Origin of the sequence: Mesorhizobium sp. M1E.F.Ca.ET.045.02.1.1 (assembly GCF_003952485.1) — a bacterium.
Lineage (GTDB): Bacteria > Pseudomonadota > Alphaproteobacteria > Rhizobiales > Rhizobiaceae > Mesorhizobium.
Window position 1 is genome coordinate 2895648 of sequence record NZ_CP034447.1, and the last position, 15945, is coordinate 2911592.

Sequence of the window (15945 nt, forward strand, 5' to 3'; positions counted from 1 at the left end):
CGTTCGACCGGCCGTTATTTTTGACAGCACTTAGAGCGTCGCGCCGAGATGCCAGGGGACAAACTCGTTGTCGCCGTAGCCGAACGCCTCGCTCTTGGTCTTGCGGCCGGACGCCGTCTCGACGATCAGCTCGAAGATCTCGCGGCCCATGCCGGCGATGGTCTTCTCGCCGGAGGCGATGACGCCGCAATTGACGTCCATGTCCTCCTCCATCTGGTGGTACATGGTCGAGTTGGTGGCGACCTTGATCGACGGCGTCGGCCGGCAGCCGAAGCAGGAACCGCGGCCCGTGGTGAAGACGATGACGTTGGCGCCGCCGGCGACCTGACCGGTGGCCGAGACAGGATCGTAGCCGGGCGTGTCCATGAACACCAACCCGCTGCCGCTGACCTTCTCGGCGTAGCCGAAGACGCCGTTGAGCGGGGTCTGGCCGCCCTTGGCGACGGCGCCCAGCGACTTCTCCAGGATGGTGGTCAGGCCGCCGCGCTTGTTGCCGGGCGAGGGGTTGTTGTCGATCGAGGCGCCATGCTTGGCGGTATGGTCTTCCCACCATTTCACATAGCTGTCGAGCTTGGCGGCGATCTCGGGCGAGGCAGCGCGATAGGCCAGCAGGTGCTCGGCGCCGTAGATTTCGGTCGTTTCCGACAGGATGCCGATTCCGCCGACGCCGGCGAGGATATCGACGGCCGCGCCCAGCGCCGGGTTGGCGGTGATGCCGGACATGCCGTCCGAGCCGCCGCATTGCAGGCCGACGACGATGTCGCTGACAGGGATCGGCTCGCGCTGCAACTGGCCGACTTCCTCGGCGATCTCGGCCAGCACGCCCATCGCCTTCTCGACCGATTTGCGCGAGCCGCCAGCCTCCTGGATGTTGAAATGGCGCTTGCCGGCGGCGACGCCCTTTTGGCCGTAAAGCGTGAGCTGGTTGACCTCGCAACCGAGCCCCACCATCAGCACGCCGCCGAAATTCGGGTGGCGCGCATAGCCGGCGAGCGTCCGGTGAAGGACCATCATGCCGTCGCCGGTCGCGCTCATGCCGCAGCCTTGGCCGTGAACGATCGGCACGAAGCCGTCGATGCCGGGATATTTCGGCAACAGCGTGCGGTTCGCCTGGTCGGCAATGGCGTGGCAGACGGTGGCCGAGCAATTGACGCTGGCAATGATGCCGATGAAGTTGCGGGTGCCGGCGCGGCCGTCGGCGCGGCGGTAGCCCATGAAGGTGCGGGCGCGATCTGCCTCCGTCGCGTGCACGGCCTCGCTTGGCGGCACCACGGGCAGGCGTCCGCTCTCGAACACCAGATTGTGCGAATGGACGTGTTCGCCTGGCGCGATGGCTTGAGTGGCGCGGCCGATCGCCTGCGCATATTTCACCACCGCTTCGCCGGCCGCGATCGGCTTGATCGCCACCTTGTGCCCGGGGTCGATCGCCGCCGCCGCGACCGCGCCGCCGGGCAAGGCCGCGCCGATCTCGATACGGCCATTGGCAACCGCGACATTGTCGGCGGGGGAGAGAAGAATGGTGTTTGCGGCGTTCACGGGCGGCTGTCCTGGGGTAATCCTGGGAGTGCGGGCGGATTGACTTCCTCCCATTTGAAGATAATGTCTTTTATCGTGAAAAAACATTTTTGCGTCAATTGTTTTTTCAGCGCTGGCGGCGCGCCGCTCAGAGGCGGCGCGATTGCCGGTTTGGCAAGCCGGTCAGGAGCATTCCGCATTTCGGAGGCTTGCGCTAGGAACACCGATCATATCGCGCTTCCGGCGGGTCGCCGCAAGCGTTGGGGATACGGGGCATGTCGAAGAGCAACAACGTCTACAAGGACGCCTTCAATCGCTGCCTGCGGCTGCTCGACGAGACCAAGAGCCTGCCGTCGGAGCCTGAGCTTGGAGCGTCGCTCGGCGTCAGCCGCACCACGGTGCGCAGCATCCTTTCGCGCATGGAAGAGACCGGGCTGATCGCTTGGAACAAGCGCAACAAGACGGTGCTGAGATCGCCGCGGGCGGAAGACTTCTTCCCGGAAGAAGAAACCGATTCGCTGGCTGAGATCATCGAGCGCTCCTTCATGCGCCGGCTGCTTGCCGAGGGCGCCGAGGCCGGCATGCAGATCAACGAGCTGGAGCTGGCGCGCGAGATCGGCGTCGGCACCACCAGCGTGCGCGAATTCCTGATCCGCTTCTCGCGCTTCGGCCTGATCGAGAAGCGGCGCAACAGCCACTGGGTGCTGAAGGGCTTCACCCGCGCCTTCGCGCTGGAGCTGACGGAGATCCGCGAGATGTTCGAACTGCGCTCGGCCAGCGCCTTCGCCGCGTTGCCGGAGGACAGCGGGGTATGGGTCGATCTCGACAGGTTGGAGATCGAACATCGCGAGCTCGCCAGCGAGATCGCCACGCGCTTCAACGAATTCTCCGAGCTCGACGAGCGCTTTCATCGGCTGATCCACCGCGCCTCGCACAACCGCTTCATCGTCGATTTCTATGATGTGATCGCGATGATTTTCCACTACCACTACCAGTGGAACAAGGCTGAGGAGCGCCAGCGCAACGAGGTCGCGATCCAGGAGCATCTGGCCTATATCGCGGCGCTGAAATCGCGCGACCCCGCCAAGGTGGACGTCGCCTGCCGCAAGCACCTGAAGTCGGCGCGCCAGACGCTGCTGAGCTCCATCCCGGAAGGGCGGCAGGTACAGCCCGCCTGATCGAGCGCATCGCGCCGCGTTGCCGCAGCCCGGTTTTGCCGATTTTCCGGCCGCGGGGCCCGTGCTAGGGTCGATGGGCAGGTGGGAGAAGAGGCAGTCCGTTGGATATCCGGCTGAGACGATGGAGCATGCCGGCCGCCTTTGTCGCGGCGCTGCTGCTGTTGTTGCAGTCGGCGCTCGGCGCCTTCGCCTTTGGCGGATCCTCACAGATCGACGCCTTCGGCAACGTCATCTGCACGCATGAAGGGGCGGCCAAGCTTCCAGGCGGCGATCCGCATCAGCAACACATGCCGGCTTGCTGTTTGCTTGGCTGCAACATGGTTTCGCCGGCGCATCTGCCGCCGCCGGAGACCGGCGCGCTTGCCAGAGCGCTAGCGTTCGAAGCGGTCGCTTTCCCGCCTCCATCCTTCCGGCATCTCGATTTCGCCCGCGACCGCTCTCCAGCCAATCCTCGAGCGCCGCCGGCAACGGTCTGACGGCACGGCCCGCAACCTTTCGCGGGAATATTCATCCAAGATCAGACTGCTCGCGACCGGATGACGGCGCGATCCCATATTCATGGAGCAACCATGTCCAGTTTCATTTCCAGAGCCGGTGCGGCGTTCGTCCTTGTTTTTCCGCTTGCCTGCGTTTCCGGCGCCTTCGCGCATGAATTCAAGGTTGGCGATCTGGAGATCGGCCATCCCTGGTCGCGCGCGACGCCGCCCGGCGCCAAGGTGGCCGGCGGCTATTTCACCGTGACCAACAAGGGCGGCTCGCCCGACCGCCTGCTGTCGATCTCCTCCGACATCTCCGACAAGGCCGAGCTGCATGAAATGGGCGTCAAGGACGGCGTGATGACCATGCGGCCGGTGAGCGGCGGGCTGGAAATCCCGGCCGGCGGCAAGGTCGCGCTGAAGCCGGGCGGCTACCACCTGATGTTCGTCGGCCTCAAGCGGCAGCCCAAGCAGGGCGAGAAATTTCCGGCGACGCTCACCTTCGAGAAGGCAGGCAGCGTCGCGGTCGAGTTCGCGGTCGAAGGCATGGGCGAGATGGGCGGCATGGAAGATCACGCCGAGTGATCGACATTCCTGGGGCGGGCCAGGACACGAATGCGCTGAAAAATCCCGCGCCCGGCATCAAATTGCTGCCGAAGAAATGATCTCTTGATGGCGCGTCCCATTCGGGCGCGCCACCGCTTCTCGCAAAGACGGCATGAACGCAGCAACCTTCCCAGCCTGCCTGAACGGACTCCGCATCAGGCCTCTCACCAGCGGCCTGCTCGCCGCTTTCATGCTCATGGCGCTGCTGGTGCTGCCTGGCCGCGCCTTCGCGCATGCGGCGCTGGTCGCCACCGATCCGGCCGATGGCGCGGTGCTGGTGCAGGGCCCTTCCCAGTTCTCGCTGACCTTCAGCGAGCCGGTTTCGCCGCTGGTGCTCACGCTCGTGCGTCCGGACGGAACACAACTGCCGCTGACCTCCTCTCGCCTCGACGGCCTGACGCTTGCGATCGACAATCCCGAAACACTCAAATCCGGCACGCATGTGCTGAGCTGGCGGGTGATTTCGGAGGACGGCCATCCGGTCGGCGGCTCGGCGCTGTTTTCAATCGGTGCGCCAAGTGTCGCGCCTTTCGCTGCTGAAACGGTCGACTGGTCGCCGCGCACAGCGATCTGGGTTGGAAAGCTCCTTCTCTATGCCGGCCTCTTTCTCGGCGTCGGCGGCGCGTTCTCGCTCGCCTGGCTCGCCGAAGACCGGCGGTGCGGCCGGCGTTTCGTCATTGCTGCCCTGCTCTGCGGACTGGTCGCCGCACCATTTTCGCTCGGCTTTCAGGGACTGGACGCGCTCGGCGCGCCGCTTGCCCGGTTCACTGCGCCGGTCGTCTGGAAGACCGCGCTCGAGACGAGCATCGGTTGGACGGTGCTTGTCGCCCTGGCCGCGCTCGGGCTTGCTTTGCTGTCGCTCGCCGGACCGCGCGCTTCGCGCAAGCTGCTTGCGCTCGCCGGGCTCGTCGGCGTGGGCGCGGCGCTTGCCGCCAGCGGCCATGCGAGCGCCGCCGAGCCGCAATGGCTCACGCGGCCGCTGGTGTTCCTGCACGGTACGGCCATCGCCTTTTGGGCCGGCGCGCTGGCGCCGCTCGGCCTTGCATTGCGGTACCAGCCGGCGGAGGCGAAGGTTTTCCTGCGCCGGTTCTCGCGGGCGATCCTGCCTGTCGTTGCCGTGCTCGCCGCGAGCGGCATCGTACTGGCGATCATCCAGGTGCAGACCCCGGCTGCATTGATCAACACCGCCTATGGCCGCCTGCTGCTGTTGAAGCTGGCCTTGCTGCTGTTCCTGTTCACGCTCGCCTCCGTGAACCGCTGGACGCTGACCGCGCCGGCCGAGGCGGGCGACACGGAGGTGCAGCGGCGGCTGGTGCGTTCGATCGGCATCGAGACGCTGATCGTGCTCGCCGTCTTCGGCGTCGCCGCCGGCTGGCGCTTCACGCCGCCGCCGCGGGCGCTGGCGATCGCCGCCGCGCAGCCGGTGTCGATCCATATCCACACGCTGCAGGCTATGGCCGATCTCAGCATCACCCCCGGCCATGCCGGGCAGGTCGCCGCTTCGATGGTGATCATGACCGGCGATTTCGGCCCGCTCGACGCCAAGCAGGTGACGCTGGTGCTGTCGAAGCCGGATTCCGGCATCGAGCCGATCAGGCGGCCGGCAACGAAACCCGGCGACGGCACCTGGCGAGTCGACAATCTCGTCATCCCGCTGCCCGGCCGCTGGAACGCCCGGCTGGATATCCTCGTTTCGGATTTCGAGATGGTGAAGATTGAAGCGCCAATCGATATCAGAGCCGACTGACCTGGACCGCGACACAATTCGGCGAGGCGGTTGACGCCGTCGCGAAGGCCCGTCAATCATCCGTGCCAAACACGACCTCAACAGAAGATCCGAAAGCAGGGAAGAAACGATGGAAAAAGCCGAAATCGGCCTGATCGGCCTTGGCACGATGGGCTCCAACCTGGCGCTCAACATCGCCGAGCATGGGCACAGCATCGCTGTCTTCAACCGCACGCTCTCGCGCACCGATGCCTTCGTCGAGAGCGCTGGATCACTGAAGGACATGGTTGTCCCGTGCTACAGCCTCGACGAGCTCGCCGCCGCGATCCGGCCGCCCCGACCGATCATCATCATGGTGCTGGCGGGCAAGCCGGTCGACGAGCAGATCGCGGCACTTCGCGGCGTGCTCTCCGACAACGACATCGTCATCGATGCCGGCAACGCCAATTTCCGCGACACGATGCGGCGCTTCTCGGAGCTGTCGGGCTCAGGCCTTACTTTCATCGGCATGGGCGTGTCGGGCGGCGAGGAAGGCGCCCGCCATGGGCCCTCGATCATGGTCGGCGGCACGGAAGACTCCTGGAAGCGTGTCGAGAAGGTGCTGACCGCGATCTCGGCCAAGTTCAAGGACGAGCCCTGCGCCGCCTGGCTGGGCACCGACGGCGCCGGCCATTTCGTCAAGACTATCCACAACGGCATCGAATATGCCGACATGCAGATGATCGCCGAGATCTACGGCATCCTGCGCGACGGTCTCGGCATGGGGCCGAAAGAGATCGGCAAGGTCTTCGACGGCTGGAACAAGGGTCGGCTCAACTCATACCTGATCGAGATCACCGCCAAGGTTCTGGCCGCCGACGATCCCATGACCGGCAAGCCGGTGGTCGACATCATCCTCGACCGCGCCGGCCAGAAAGGCACCGGTAAATGGTCGGTGATCGAAGCGCAGCAGCTCGGCATTCTGGCAACCGCAATCGAGGCTGCTGTCGCTGCGCGCGTGCTGTCCTCGATCAAGGATGAACGGCAGGCGGCGGAAAAGGCCTATGGCAATATCGGCGTCGAAAAGATTGCCGGCGACAAGGCGGCTCTGCTGAAGGACCTCGAGCTCGCGCTGTTCGCCGGCAAGATCGCCGCCTACGCGCAGGGCTTTGCGGTGATGAGCGGGGCTTCAAGAGAGTTCAACTGGAACCTGCCGATGCCGACCATCGCCAAGATCTGGCGGGCCGGCTGCATCATCCGCTCGCAGATGCTGGACACGATGGCGGAAGCATTCGGCTCGGGCGGCGCTGCCACCAACCTGCTGATGGCGCCGGCCTTCATCGCCATGATGAAGGAGGCGCACCCGTCGCTCAGGCGGATCGTTGCGAGAGCTTCGGAGGCCGGCTCGCCGGTGCCGGCGCTGTCCTCGGCGCTCGCCTATTTCGACAGCTACCGCCAGGGCCGCGGCACTTCGAACCTGATCCAGGCGCAGCGCGATTTCTTCGGCGCGCATGGCTTCGAGCGCATCGGCGAGCAGGGCGCGTTCCATGGCCCCTGGGGCAGCGGGGCGAGCGGGTAAGACGAGCCGCCGCTCTCGCGGAACGTCTATTTCAGATATCCGACCACGAGCCGAGTGGCCTCATCGATGAGCGTTTCGGCCGCTTTATTCGACAGCCTCTCGGAGCTGTGCAGTACCGCAGTATGGGACAGCGCTTCGATCGAAGTCACGCACACGAAGGCGGCAAGTCCAATATCGGCCACGCGTAGCTCGTCGCCGTGGCTTTCGAGATAGCTCTTGAAGAGAGCGTGGGCTTCGCGATTGAAGGCTTCCACGTTTTCGAGGCGTCCCGTGCGCGGAATCTGCTCGGCAAGGACACGATGCAGCCTGGGGTCGATGCGATGCGCCTCGATCGCGACGGCAACAAGCCGGCGCACTGCCATCTCGACCGGCTGCGAGGCGACCTCCGCAAACATCCTCCGCACGACCTGCATGACCTCCTGGTTGTGACGATCGATGACGGCGGCAACAAGCGCTTCCTTGCCCGGGTAATACTGGTAAAGCGAGCCGATGCTCACGCCGGCCTCTTCGGCGATCCGGTTGGTGCTCGTCTTGTCGAAACCGTCCCGGACCAAAATGCGAGCGGTCGCTTCGACAAGCGCGTCCACCGTCGCGCGCGACCTCTCCTGAGAGGCGTTCTTCCTTGGGTTCGTGAGCGGCTTAGGTGCCATGTTCCTGTCGGTCCCGATGCGAGTAGACAATTGTGAGCTATCGCTCGCATTATGTCTACCCGACGTTCCCCCAACGATTTGGATGATGACAGATGCTCTATGGAACTGTTTTAGGAATCCATGCGTACGCCATGTGCGCCGCTTTGCTATCGTTCGTGGCGAACGAACTTCTGTTAATCCCTGCCCGGCGAGGGCAGCAAGGGCCGGCCAGACTGGCCTTCTTCGCCAGTCGCTTTGCAGGGCTTCTGGTGGGCGCCGGTGTGCTTGCCGGCATCGTCCTTGTCTTTCTTGGCGGCTGGTCCCTGTTGACACCGTGGCTGGTGGTGTCGCTTGCGCTTGTCGCCGCCTTGATGGCGGTCGAGCACAAGCTCGTACGCCCCTGGGCGACGCAGGCCCAGACGGCGCTCCGCGGCGCCATCTCGGGCAAAGAGATCAAAGCATTTGCTGGCGACAAACGCGCGCTGTTTGGACGCCTGACCATGATCATGCTCTTCGCGCTCATTGTCGCCTTGATGACCGCGAAGCCCGAGCTGAACCCTTTTGCTTGATGATTGCCGTCGCAAAAGACGCAGCGTCACTGGTCTCCCGAATGCCGGTAGGCTTGGACCTCGCTCGGCTTGCTGAGTGACTGCAGCGAGCCGGGGTCGGCGCCGCCGATCCAGCCGAGCACGGCGCGGGCGAGCTCGGACCCGGCGAGCCGGAAGTTCTCGTTGACGACCAGCAGTTCCCGCCGGAACAGATGCAGCAGTTCCGACGACTGTTTCGACACCACATCGACGTCGCGGCCGAGCTTCAAGCCGGCGTCCTCGATGCCGGCGACGACGGCGAGTGTCGCGGCGGCGGCGCTGCTGACGATGCCGTCCGGACGGTTGTCGCGACGCATGAGCTGCGCGGTCCGCATCCTGATCTGCTCGATGGTGTGGTCGATGGAGACGGTGTTGAACGGCACCTCGCTGGCGCCGACCTCGCTCAGCGCATCGGCAAAGCCATTCACCGTATGACCGTAATAGGTGAGGCCGACGGGCGGCGTCACCAGGGCGAGCCGGCTGCGGCCCATCCCGGCTAGGTGGCGCACCGCCTCGCCGGCGAAAGCGTAATTGTCGAAGTCGTGATAGGGATGCACCAGCCCCATGTCGGTGCGGCCGTGCGTGGCAAAGGGAATGCCACGCTCCAGCATATAGCGGGCGCGTGGATCGTTGGGCTGCGTGCGTGAAATGATGACGCCGTCGGCGGAGCCCGTCTCGACCAGGTAGCGGACCGGATCCAGCGGATCCTGCGAGCGCGAATAGGGCGTGACGATCAGGTGATAGGGCGTGTCGGCGATCACTTCGGTGACGCCATAGATGATGTCGGAGACGAAGCTCATCAGCTCGTGCTCTGTGTTGAGCACCAGGCTGATGACGTTGGTCTTGCCGGTCCTCAGCCTCACGCCGGCGCGGTTCGGCCGGTAGCCGATCTGCTTGGCGACGAGCTGGACGCGCCGCCTGGTCTCGGCGCCGATCTCGGGCGCATCCTTCAGCGCGCGCGAGACGGTCGTGACGCCGAGCCCGGTCATGAATGCGAGCGTCTTCAGCGTCGGCCGTTCCTTGGCCGACGTGTCGCCGTCCTTGTCCTTGGTTCGTCTATCCATTCGTCCCGCCCATCAGGCGCATAGCAGCCGCAGGGCCGACCGGCAATCGTGCGCGTTGACATTTGCGCGGCTTTCAGCCCGTGACGCGGTTCAATATACTGAAACGTTACAGATTGCCAACGTCCGTGATCGGCCGGTTGATCGGGATGATCGCAGTCAGCGCTGACGCGATGGAGCCAAAGCCACTGGAATCACAAAGAAATCTCAATTTGCAGCGGTTTTTGGCAGCAATTGACCAAGCTTGGCGCTGCTGAACCCTCTTGAGAAGGGCATTTTGTTCGCGTCTCGAAAAAATTTTGCACCGCGTTCATTCGAGGGGTTGCCTATGCCGGGCATTTGCCGTATCGAAAATCTGTAACGTTTCAGATTCTGGGAGGAACCGAAATGCGATATAAATTCCTGACCGCCGCGTTCGCCGCCACGGTCGCGCTGAATTTCGCCGGGCCGGCGGCCGCGACCGACCTCGAAGTCACCCATTGGTGGACTTCGGGCGGTGAGGCGGCGGCGGTGGCGGAACTCGCCAAGGCCTTCGACGCGACCGGCAATCACTGGGTCGACGGCGCCATCGCCGGTTCCGGCGGCACGGCGCGGCCGATCATGATCAGCCGCATCACCGGCGGCGATCCGATGGGCGCCACCCAGTTCAACCACGGCCGCCAGGCGGAAGAGCTCGTCCAGGCCGGTCTGATGCGCGACCTCACCGACATCGCGACAAAGGGCAAGTGGACGGAGGTCGTGCGGCCGAAGAGCCTGCTCGACTCGTGCACCATCGACGGCAAGATCTATTGCGTGCCGGTCAATATCCACTCCTGGCAGTGGCTCTGGCTGTCGAGCGAGGCCTTCCAGAAGGCAGGCGTGCCGATGCCGAAGGACTGGAATGAATTCGTGGCCGCCGCTCCGGCGCTGGAAAAGGCCGGTATCATCCCGCTCGCCGTCGGCGGGCAGCCCTGGCAGGCATCGGGCGCCTTCGACGTGCTGCTCGCCGCTGTCGGCGGCACCGACGCCTTCCTCAAGGTCTACAAGGAAAAGGACGCCAAGTTCGCCGGCGGCCCCGAGATCGCCAAGGTGTTCAAGGCAGCCGACGACGCCCGCAAGATGGCCAAGAACACCAATGTGCAGGACTGGAACCAGGCGACCAACCTCGTCATCACCGGCAAGGCCGGTGGCCAGATCATGGGCGACTGGGCGCAAGGCGAGTTCCAGGTCGCCGGCAAGACCGCCGGCAAGGACTATACCTGCCTGCCCGGCCTGGGCCTGAACGAGGTCATCGCCACCGGTGGCGACGCCTTCTACTTCCCGCTGCTGAAGGACGCCGACAAGTCCAAGGCGCAGGAGGTTCTCGCCGAGACGCTGCTCGATCCGAAGACGCAGGTCGCCTTCAACCTCAAGAAGGGCTCACTGCCGGTGCGCGGCGACGTCGACCTCAACGCGGCGAACGACTGCATGAAGAAGGGCCTTGCCATCCTTGCCAAGGGCGCTGTCATCCCGTGGACGGACCAGCTGCTCTCGCAGGACAGCCAGAAGCAGAAGGAGGATCTGTTCTCCGAATTCTTCGCCAAGCCCGACATGAGCCTCGAAGAGGCCCAGAAGCGCTTCGCCGACATCATCGCTTCGGCCGACTGATCGACGGCGCCCCCGCCAGCTCCCGGCCCCTGCCCATTCGGGGTCGGGAGCATGATGTCCTCATTGTCCCAGCGCGGCTGCCGAGATGAGCAACAGCGAACGCCCCAACCAGCTTTTCCGCAATCTCAATGCCAAGGTCGCCTCGATCCCGATGATCCTGACCGCGCTGGTGGTCTTCGTCGGCGGCACGGCCTGGACGGTGCTCTATTCCTTCACCAATTCGAAGCTGTTGCCGCGGCTGAACTTCGTCGGGGTCGACCAGTATTACCGGCTGTGGGCGACGCCGCGCTGGCTGGTCTCGATCGAGAACCTTTTGATCTACGGCGTCATCTCGCTGGTTTTCTCGCTGGTCGTCGGCTTCATCCTCGCGGCGCTGCTCGATCAGAAGATCCGCTTCGAGGACACGTTCCGCACCATCTTCCTCTATCCCTTCGCGCTCTCCTTCATCGTCACCGGTCTCGTCTGGCAGTGGCTGCTCAATCCGGATTTCGGCGTCCAGCGCGTCGTGCGCGATCTCGGCTGGACGAGCTTCAGCTTCGACCCGCTCTATAATTCCAGCATCGTCATCTACGGCATTTCGATCGCGGCGCTCTGGCAGGGCACCGGGCTGATCATGTGCCTGATGCTCGCCGGCCTGCGCGGCATCGATGAAGACATTTGGAAGGCCGCGCGGGTCGACGGGATACCGATGTGGAAGACCTATTTCTTCATCGTCATCCCAATGATGCGGCCGGTCTTCATCACCACACTCGTCATCATCGCGGCCGGCATCGTCAAGGTCTATGACCTTGTGGTGGCGCAGACCAGCGGCGGCCCGGGCATCGCCTCCGAAGTGCCGGCAAAGTACGTCTACGACTACATGTTCTTCGCCCAGAACCTCGGCCAGGGCTTTGCCGCCTCGACCATGATGCTGCTCTCCGTCGTTATCGTCATCGTGCCATGGGCCTATCTCGAATTTGGAGGCAAGAAACGTGGCTGACGTCGCAGCCTCCCTTCCCAACGCCGGTGCCCTCCCAAGCGAAGCCGCCGGGCCTGCCGGACCGAAGCCGCGGCATGTGCTGTCGCGCCGCAACATCTTCCTTTACGGCACGCTGATCGTCGTGGCGCTCTACTATCTGCTGCCGCTCTACGTGATGATCGTCACGTCGCTGAAGGGCATGCCTGAAATCCGCCTCGGCAACATCTTCTCGCCGCCGCTGGAGATCACCTTCGAGCCCTGGGTGAAGGCGTGGGCAACCGCCTGCACGGGGCTGAATTGCGACGGGCTTTCACGCGGCTTCTGGAATTCGGTGCGCATAACGGTGCCGTCGGTGCTGCTGTCGATCGCGATCGCCTCGGTGAACGGCTACGCTTTGGCCAACTGGCGCTTCAAGGGCGCCGACAGCTTCTTCATCATCCTGATCGTCGGCGCCTTCATCCCCTATCAGGTGATGATCTATCCGATCGTCATCATCCTGCGCGAGATCGGCATCTACGGAACGCTGACCGGCTTGGTGATCGTGCATTCGATCTTCGGCATGCCGATCCTGACGCTTTTGTTCCGCAACTATTTCACGTCGATGCCGGAGGAACTGTTTCGGGCGGCGCGCGTCGACGGCGCCGGCTTCTGGGGCATCTATCTGCGCATCATGCTGCCGATGTCGCTGCCGATCTTCGTCGTCGCCATCATCCTGCAGGTGACCGGCATCTGGAACGACTTCCTGTTCGGCGTCGTCTACACCCGCCCAGACACCTATCCGATGACGGTGCAGCTCAACAACATCGTCAACTCGGTGCAGGGCGTGAAGGAATACAACGTCAACATGGCCGCTACCATCCTGACCGGCCTCGTGCCGCTCATCGTCTATTTCGTTTCCGGCAAGCTCTTCGTGCGCGGCATCGCGGCCGGCGCGGTGAAAGGATGATGATGGCAGCAGCAATCGCCGATCCCAGCGTTTCGATCCAGGACCTGTCGCTGAATTTCGGCTCGGTCTCGGTTCTGCAGACGCTCAATCTCGACGTCGCCGAAGGCGAGTTCATCGTGCTGCTTGGACCGTCGGGCTGCGGCAAGTCGACCTTGCTCAACTGCATCGCCGGCCTGCTCGACATCTCCGAAGGCCGCATCTTCATCAAGGGCAAGAACGTCACCTGGGAGGAGCCGAAGGACCGCGGCATCGGCATGGTGTTCCAGTCCTATGCGCTCTACCCGCAGATGACGGTCGAGAGAAACCTCTCCTTCGGCCTGCGCGTCGCCGGCGTGCCCAAGGACGAAATCGCCAAACGCATCGCGCGCGCGGCCGAAATCCTGCAGATCGAGCCGCTCTTGCAGAGGAAGCCCTCGGCGCTCTCCGGCGGCCAGCGCCAGCGCGTGGCGATCGGGCGCGCTCTGGTGCGCGACGTCGACGTGTTCCTGTTCGATGAGCCGCTGTCCAATCTCGACGCCAAGCTGCGCTCGGAACTGCGCGTCGAGATCAAGCTGCTGCACCGCAAGCTCGAGAATACCATGATCTACGTCACCCACGACCAGATCGAGGCGATGACGCTCGCCGACCGCATCGCCGTCATGAGGGGCGGGGTCATCCAGCAGCTCGATGCGCCGCAAACGATCTACAACCGGCCGGTCAACCGTTTCGTCGCCGGCTTCCTCGGCTCGCCGGCGATGAATTTCATCAAAGGGGAGTTGCAGGCGGGCGATGCTCCCACGTTCAAGGCCGACGGCGTGTCGGTGCCGCTTGGCCGCTATCAGTTCGAGGGCGACGGCGGCCGTGCCGCCAAACCTTGCGTGTTCGGTATCAGGCCCGAGCACATCGCTTTTGGCGAAGCGGCGCGGGCCATGCCATTCACCGCCGAGTCGACGGTCGAGATCGTCGATCCGATGGGCTCCGACACGCTGGTGTGGACCAAGCTCGGCGGCCAGATCCTCTCCTTCCGCGTCGAAGCGGACAAGACGCTGCGCAACGGCGATGCGATCCGCATCGGCTTCGATCCGGCGCGCGCCTCGCTGTTCGACGCCGAGACCGACAGTCGCCTTTAACCTCCCAGACCACAACCTCCCGGAACCATCAGCAGAACGGACAGACAGATGAACTGGTCATTTCAACTTTATAGCGCCCGCAATTTCCAGCCATGGGAGGGCGTGCTGAAAATGCTCGGCGAGCTCGGCTACAGGCAAGTCGAAGGCTTCGGCGGCGTCTATGACGATCCGAAGGCGTTCCGTGCCGAGCTCGACAAGAACGGGCTTGCCATGCCGACCGGGCATTTCTCGATCGATGCGCTGGAGAAGGATTTCGACGGCGTGCGCAAAATCGCCGACACACTTGGCGTATCGCTGCTGATCTGCCCCTACCTGATGCCCGATCAGCGCCCGGGCGATGCCGCCGGCTGGCGAGGGTTCGGCGAGCGTCTCGCCAAGGTGGGCGAGGCCGCGAAGAAGGGCGGCTACGGCTTTGCCTGGCACAACCACGATTTCGAATTCAAGGCGCTCGCCGACGGTTCGCTGCCGCAGGATCATATCCTGTCGGCCGCGCCCGATATCGGCTGGGAGATGGACGTCGCCTGGGTGGTGCGCGGCGGCGCCGATCCGCTGCCCTGGATCGAGAAGCAAGGCAGTCGCATCAATGCCGTCCACGTCAAGGACATGGCGAAGCCCGGCGAGGGGCTGGACGAGGACGGCTGGTCGGATGTCGGCCACGGCACCATCGACTGGCCCGGCCTGATCAAGGCGTTGCGCGCTGGAAGCGCGGCGCAGTATTTCGTCATGGAACAGGATAACCCCAACGACATCGAGCGCTTTGCCCGTCGCTCGATCGCGGCAGCCAAGAGCTGGTAGGAGCAAATAAAAATGGCAAGCAAACTTGGCGTAGGCGTCATCGGCTGCGGCAACATCTCGAAGGCGTATTTCTCGCTGGCGCCGCTGTTTCGCGGCATCGAGATGAGGGCCTGTGCGGACATCAACATGGACGCCGCAAAGGCGCGGGCGAAAGAGTTCAAGCTGCGCGCGCAAACGGTCGACGAACTGCTCGAAGCCGACGACATCGATATCGTCGTCAACCTCACGATTCCAGCAGTGCACTATGACGTGTCGAAGCGGGTGCTCGACGCCGGCAAGCACGTCTATTCGGAAAAGCCCTTCGTGCTTTCCATCAAGGAAGGGCTCGACCTGAAGAAGCGGGCCGAGAAGAAGGGCCTGCGCATCGGTTCGGCGCCGGACACTTTCTTCGGCGGCGCGCATCAGCTGGTGCGCGAGCTGATCGACAGCGGCAAGCTCGGCAAGATCACCAGCGGCACCTGCCATGTCATGGGCCACGGCATGGAGCACTGGCACCCCAACCCCGACTTCTTCTTCCAGCCGGGCGCCGGCCCGGTGCTCGACATCGGTCCGTACTACGTCACCAACCTGATCCAGCTGATCGGGCCGGTCAGCCAAGTCGCGGCCTTCGCGTCGATGCCGGCCAAGGAGCGCACCATCAGCTCCAAGCCGCGCGCGGGCGAGAAGATCCCGGTGAATACGCCGACCACCATCCATGCGCTGCTGGAATTCGAAAACGGCGCCGTGGTGACGCTCAACACCAGTTGGGACGTCTGGAGCCACGGCCATGCGCCGATGGAGCTCTATGGCGAGGCGGGCACCGTCTTCGTGCCGGACCCGAATTTCTTCGGCGGCGAGGTCCGCTTCACCGACGCCACCAAGCCGGTGAAGAAGCTGCCGAAGTGGGATCATCCCTTCGGCGTGCCCAACGAGATGCACGGCCAAGGCATGATGGCCAACTACCGCACCGCCGGCCTCGCCGACATGGCGATCGCAATCGCCGAAGGGCGGCCGCACCGCTGCTCGATGGAATTGGCGCTGCACGCCGTCGATGTCATGACCGGCATCCTGCGCTCGGGCGAAAGCGGCAAGTTCGTCGCCATGCAGACGACCTGCGAGCGGCCGGCGGCGCTCGGCATCAAGGAGGCGAAGGCGCTGCTGGCAAAGAAAAAGTAGGTGGCGATACCCTCTCCCCG

Annotated in this window: 15 protein-coding genes; 12 read left to right on the plus strand and 3 right to left on the minus strand. The window is 64.2% G+C overall.

Annotated elements, in window-relative coordinates:
* Positions 1-30: 30 nt before the first annotated feature.
* Positions 31-1536, minus strand: a complete 1506-nt coding sequence (locus EJ070_RS14000; protein ID WP_126091885.1) for an altronate dehydratase family protein — start codon at positions 1534-1536, stop codon at positions 31-33.
* Positions 1537-1790: 254 nt separating this feature from the next.
* Between EJ070_RS14000 and EJ070_RS14005 the strand changes: the two genes are divergently transcribed.
* The 5 genes from EJ070_RS14005 (at position 1791) to gndA (ending at position 7059) form a co-directional block, all read left to right on the plus strand.
* Positions 1791-2693: a GntR family transcriptional regulator gene (locus EJ070_RS14005; protein ID WP_126091886.1), complete on the plus strand. Its 903-nt coding sequence runs from the start codon at positions 1791-1793 to the stop codon at positions 2691-2693.
* Between the two features lie 128 nt (positions 2694-2821).
* On the plus strand, positions 2822-3169 hold the full coding sequence (locus EJ070_RS14010; RefSeq protein WP_126091887.1) for a hypothetical protein: 348 nt from the start codon (positions 2822-2824) through the stop codon (positions 3167-3169).
* 93 nt (positions 3170-3262) lie between these two features.
* Positions 3263-3754, plus strand: coding sequence for a copper chaperone PCu(A)C (locus EJ070_RS14015; RefSeq protein WP_245464876.1), 492 nt, complete (start codon positions 3263-3265; stop codon positions 3752-3754).
* 133 nt (positions 3755-3887) lie between these two features.
* On the plus strand, positions 3888-5522 hold the full coding sequence (locus EJ070_RS14020; protein WP_126091889.1) for a copper resistance CopC/CopD family protein: 1635 nt from the start codon (positions 3888-3890) through the stop codon (positions 5520-5522).
* Between the two features lie 109 nt (positions 5523-5631).
* Entirely contained in the window at positions 5632-7059 is a 1428-nt protein-coding gene (gene gndA, locus EJ070_RS14025) for an NADP-dependent phosphogluconate dehydrogenase (protein WP_126091890.1), read from the plus strand.
* Between the two features lie 26 nt (positions 7060-7085).
* Here the strand turns inward: gndA and EJ070_RS14030 are convergent, their stop codons facing one another.
* Positions 7086-7646, minus strand: a complete 561-nt coding sequence (locus EJ070_RS14030) for a TetR/AcrR family transcriptional regulator (RefSeq protein ID WP_245464877.1) — start codon at positions 7644-7646, stop codon at positions 7086-7088.
* Between the two features lie 155 nt (positions 7647-7801).
* Between EJ070_RS14030 and EJ070_RS14035 the strand changes: the two genes are divergently transcribed.
* Entirely contained in the window at positions 7802-8257 is a 456-nt protein-coding gene (locus EJ070_RS14035; RefSeq protein WP_126091892.1) for a DUF2269 family protein, read from the plus strand.
* Between the two features lie 26 nt (positions 8258-8283).
* On the opposite strand, the gene EJ070_RS14040 is transcribed toward EJ070_RS14035, so the two are convergent.
* Positions 8284-9339, minus strand: coding sequence for a LacI family transcriptional regulator (locus EJ070_RS14040; protein WP_126091893.1), 1056 nt, complete (start codon positions 9337-9339; stop codon positions 8284-8286).
* 384 nt (positions 9340-9723) lie between these two features.
* Between EJ070_RS14040 and EJ070_RS14045 the strand changes: the two genes are divergently transcribed.
* The 6 genes from EJ070_RS14045 (at position 9724) to EJ070_RS14070 (ending at position 15925) form a co-directional block, all read left to right on the plus strand.
* Positions 9724-10962 (plus strand): ABC transporter substrate-binding protein, encoded by a 1239-nt coding sequence (locus EJ070_RS14045; RefSeq protein WP_126091894.1) that lies wholly within the window; start codon positions 9724-9726, stop codon positions 10960-10962.
* A gap of 85 nt (positions 10963-11047) precedes the next feature.
* Positions 11048-11941, plus strand: coding sequence for a sugar ABC transporter permease (locus tag EJ070_RS14050; protein WP_126091895.1), 894 nt, complete (start codon positions 11048-11050; stop codon positions 11939-11941).
* On the plus strand, positions 11934-12866 hold the full coding sequence (locus tag EJ070_RS14055) for a carbohydrate ABC transporter permease (RefSeq protein WP_126091896.1): 933 nt from the start codon (positions 11934-11936) through the stop codon (positions 12864-12866). Before EJ070_RS14050 ends, EJ070_RS14055 begins: the two co-directional genes overlap by 8 nt.
* The gene (locus tag EJ070_RS14060) at positions 12866-13975 is read left to right on the plus strand and encodes an ABC transporter ATP-binding protein (RefSeq protein WP_189350529.1); all 1110 of its coding nucleotides are present in this window, start codon (positions 12866-12868) and stop codon (positions 13973-13975) included. Before EJ070_RS14055 ends, EJ070_RS14060 begins: the two co-directional genes overlap by 1 nt.
* Positions 13976-14023: 48 nt before the next feature.
* Positions 14024-14770, plus strand: coding sequence for a sugar phosphate isomerase/epimerase (locus tag EJ070_RS14065; RefSeq protein WP_126091897.1), 747 nt, complete (start codon positions 14024-14026; stop codon positions 14768-14770).
* Positions 14771-14782: 12 nt separating this feature from the next.
* The gene (locus tag EJ070_RS14070) at positions 14783-15925 is read left to right on the plus strand and encodes a Gfo/Idh/MocA family oxidoreductase (protein WP_126091898.1); all 1143 of its coding nucleotides are present in this window, start codon (positions 14783-14785) and stop codon (positions 15923-15925) included.
* Positions 15926-15945 lie beyond the last annotated feature (20 nt).

Coding starts and splice junctions, on each gene's coding strand:
- EJ070_RS14050 (WP_126091895.1), top strand. CDS start 11,048: ATGAGCAACAGCGAACGCCCCAACCAGCTTTTCCGCAATCTCAATGCC.
- EJ070_RS14045 (WP_126091894.1), top strand. CDS start 9,724: ATGCGATATAAATTCCTGACCGCCGCGTTCGCCGCCACGGTCGCGCTG.
- EJ070_RS14035 (WP_126091892.1), top strand. CDS start 7,802: ATGCTCTATGGAACTGTTTTAGGAATCCATGCGTACGCCATGTGCGCC.
- EJ070_RS14010 (WP_126091887.1), top strand. CDS start 2,822: ATGCCGGCCGCCTTTGTCGCGGCGCTGCTGCTGTTGTTGCAGTCGGCG.
- EJ070_RS14005 (WP_126091886.1), top strand. CDS start 1,791: ATGTCGAAGAGCAACAACGTCTACAAGGACGCCTTCAATCGCTGCCTG.
- EJ070_RS14015 (WP_245464876.1), top strand. CDS start 3,263: ATGTCCAGTTTCATTTCCAGAGCCGGTGCGGCGTTCGTCCTTGTTTTT.
- EJ070_RS14060 (WP_189350529.1), top strand. CDS start 12,866: ATGATGGCAGCAGCAATCGCCGATCCCAGCGTTTCGATCCAGGACCTG.
- EJ070_RS14040 (WP_126091893.1), bottom strand. CDS start 9,339: ATGGATAGACGAACCAAGGACAAGGACGGCGACACGTCGGCCAAGGAA.
- gndA (WP_126091890.1), top strand. CDS start 5,632: ATGGAAAAAGCCGAAATCGGCCTGATCGGCCTTGGCACGATGGGCTCC.
- EJ070_RS14070 (WP_126091898.1), top strand. CDS start 14,783: ATGGCAAGCAAACTTGGCGTAGGCGTCATCGGCTGCGGCAACATCTCG.
- EJ070_RS14020 (WP_126091889.1), top strand. CDS start 3,888: ATGAACGCAGCAACCTTCCCAGCCTGCCTGAACGGACTCCGCATCAGG.
- EJ070_RS14065 (WP_126091897.1), top strand. CDS start 14,024: ATGAACTGGTCATTTCAACTTTATAGCGCCCGCAATTTCCAGCCATGG.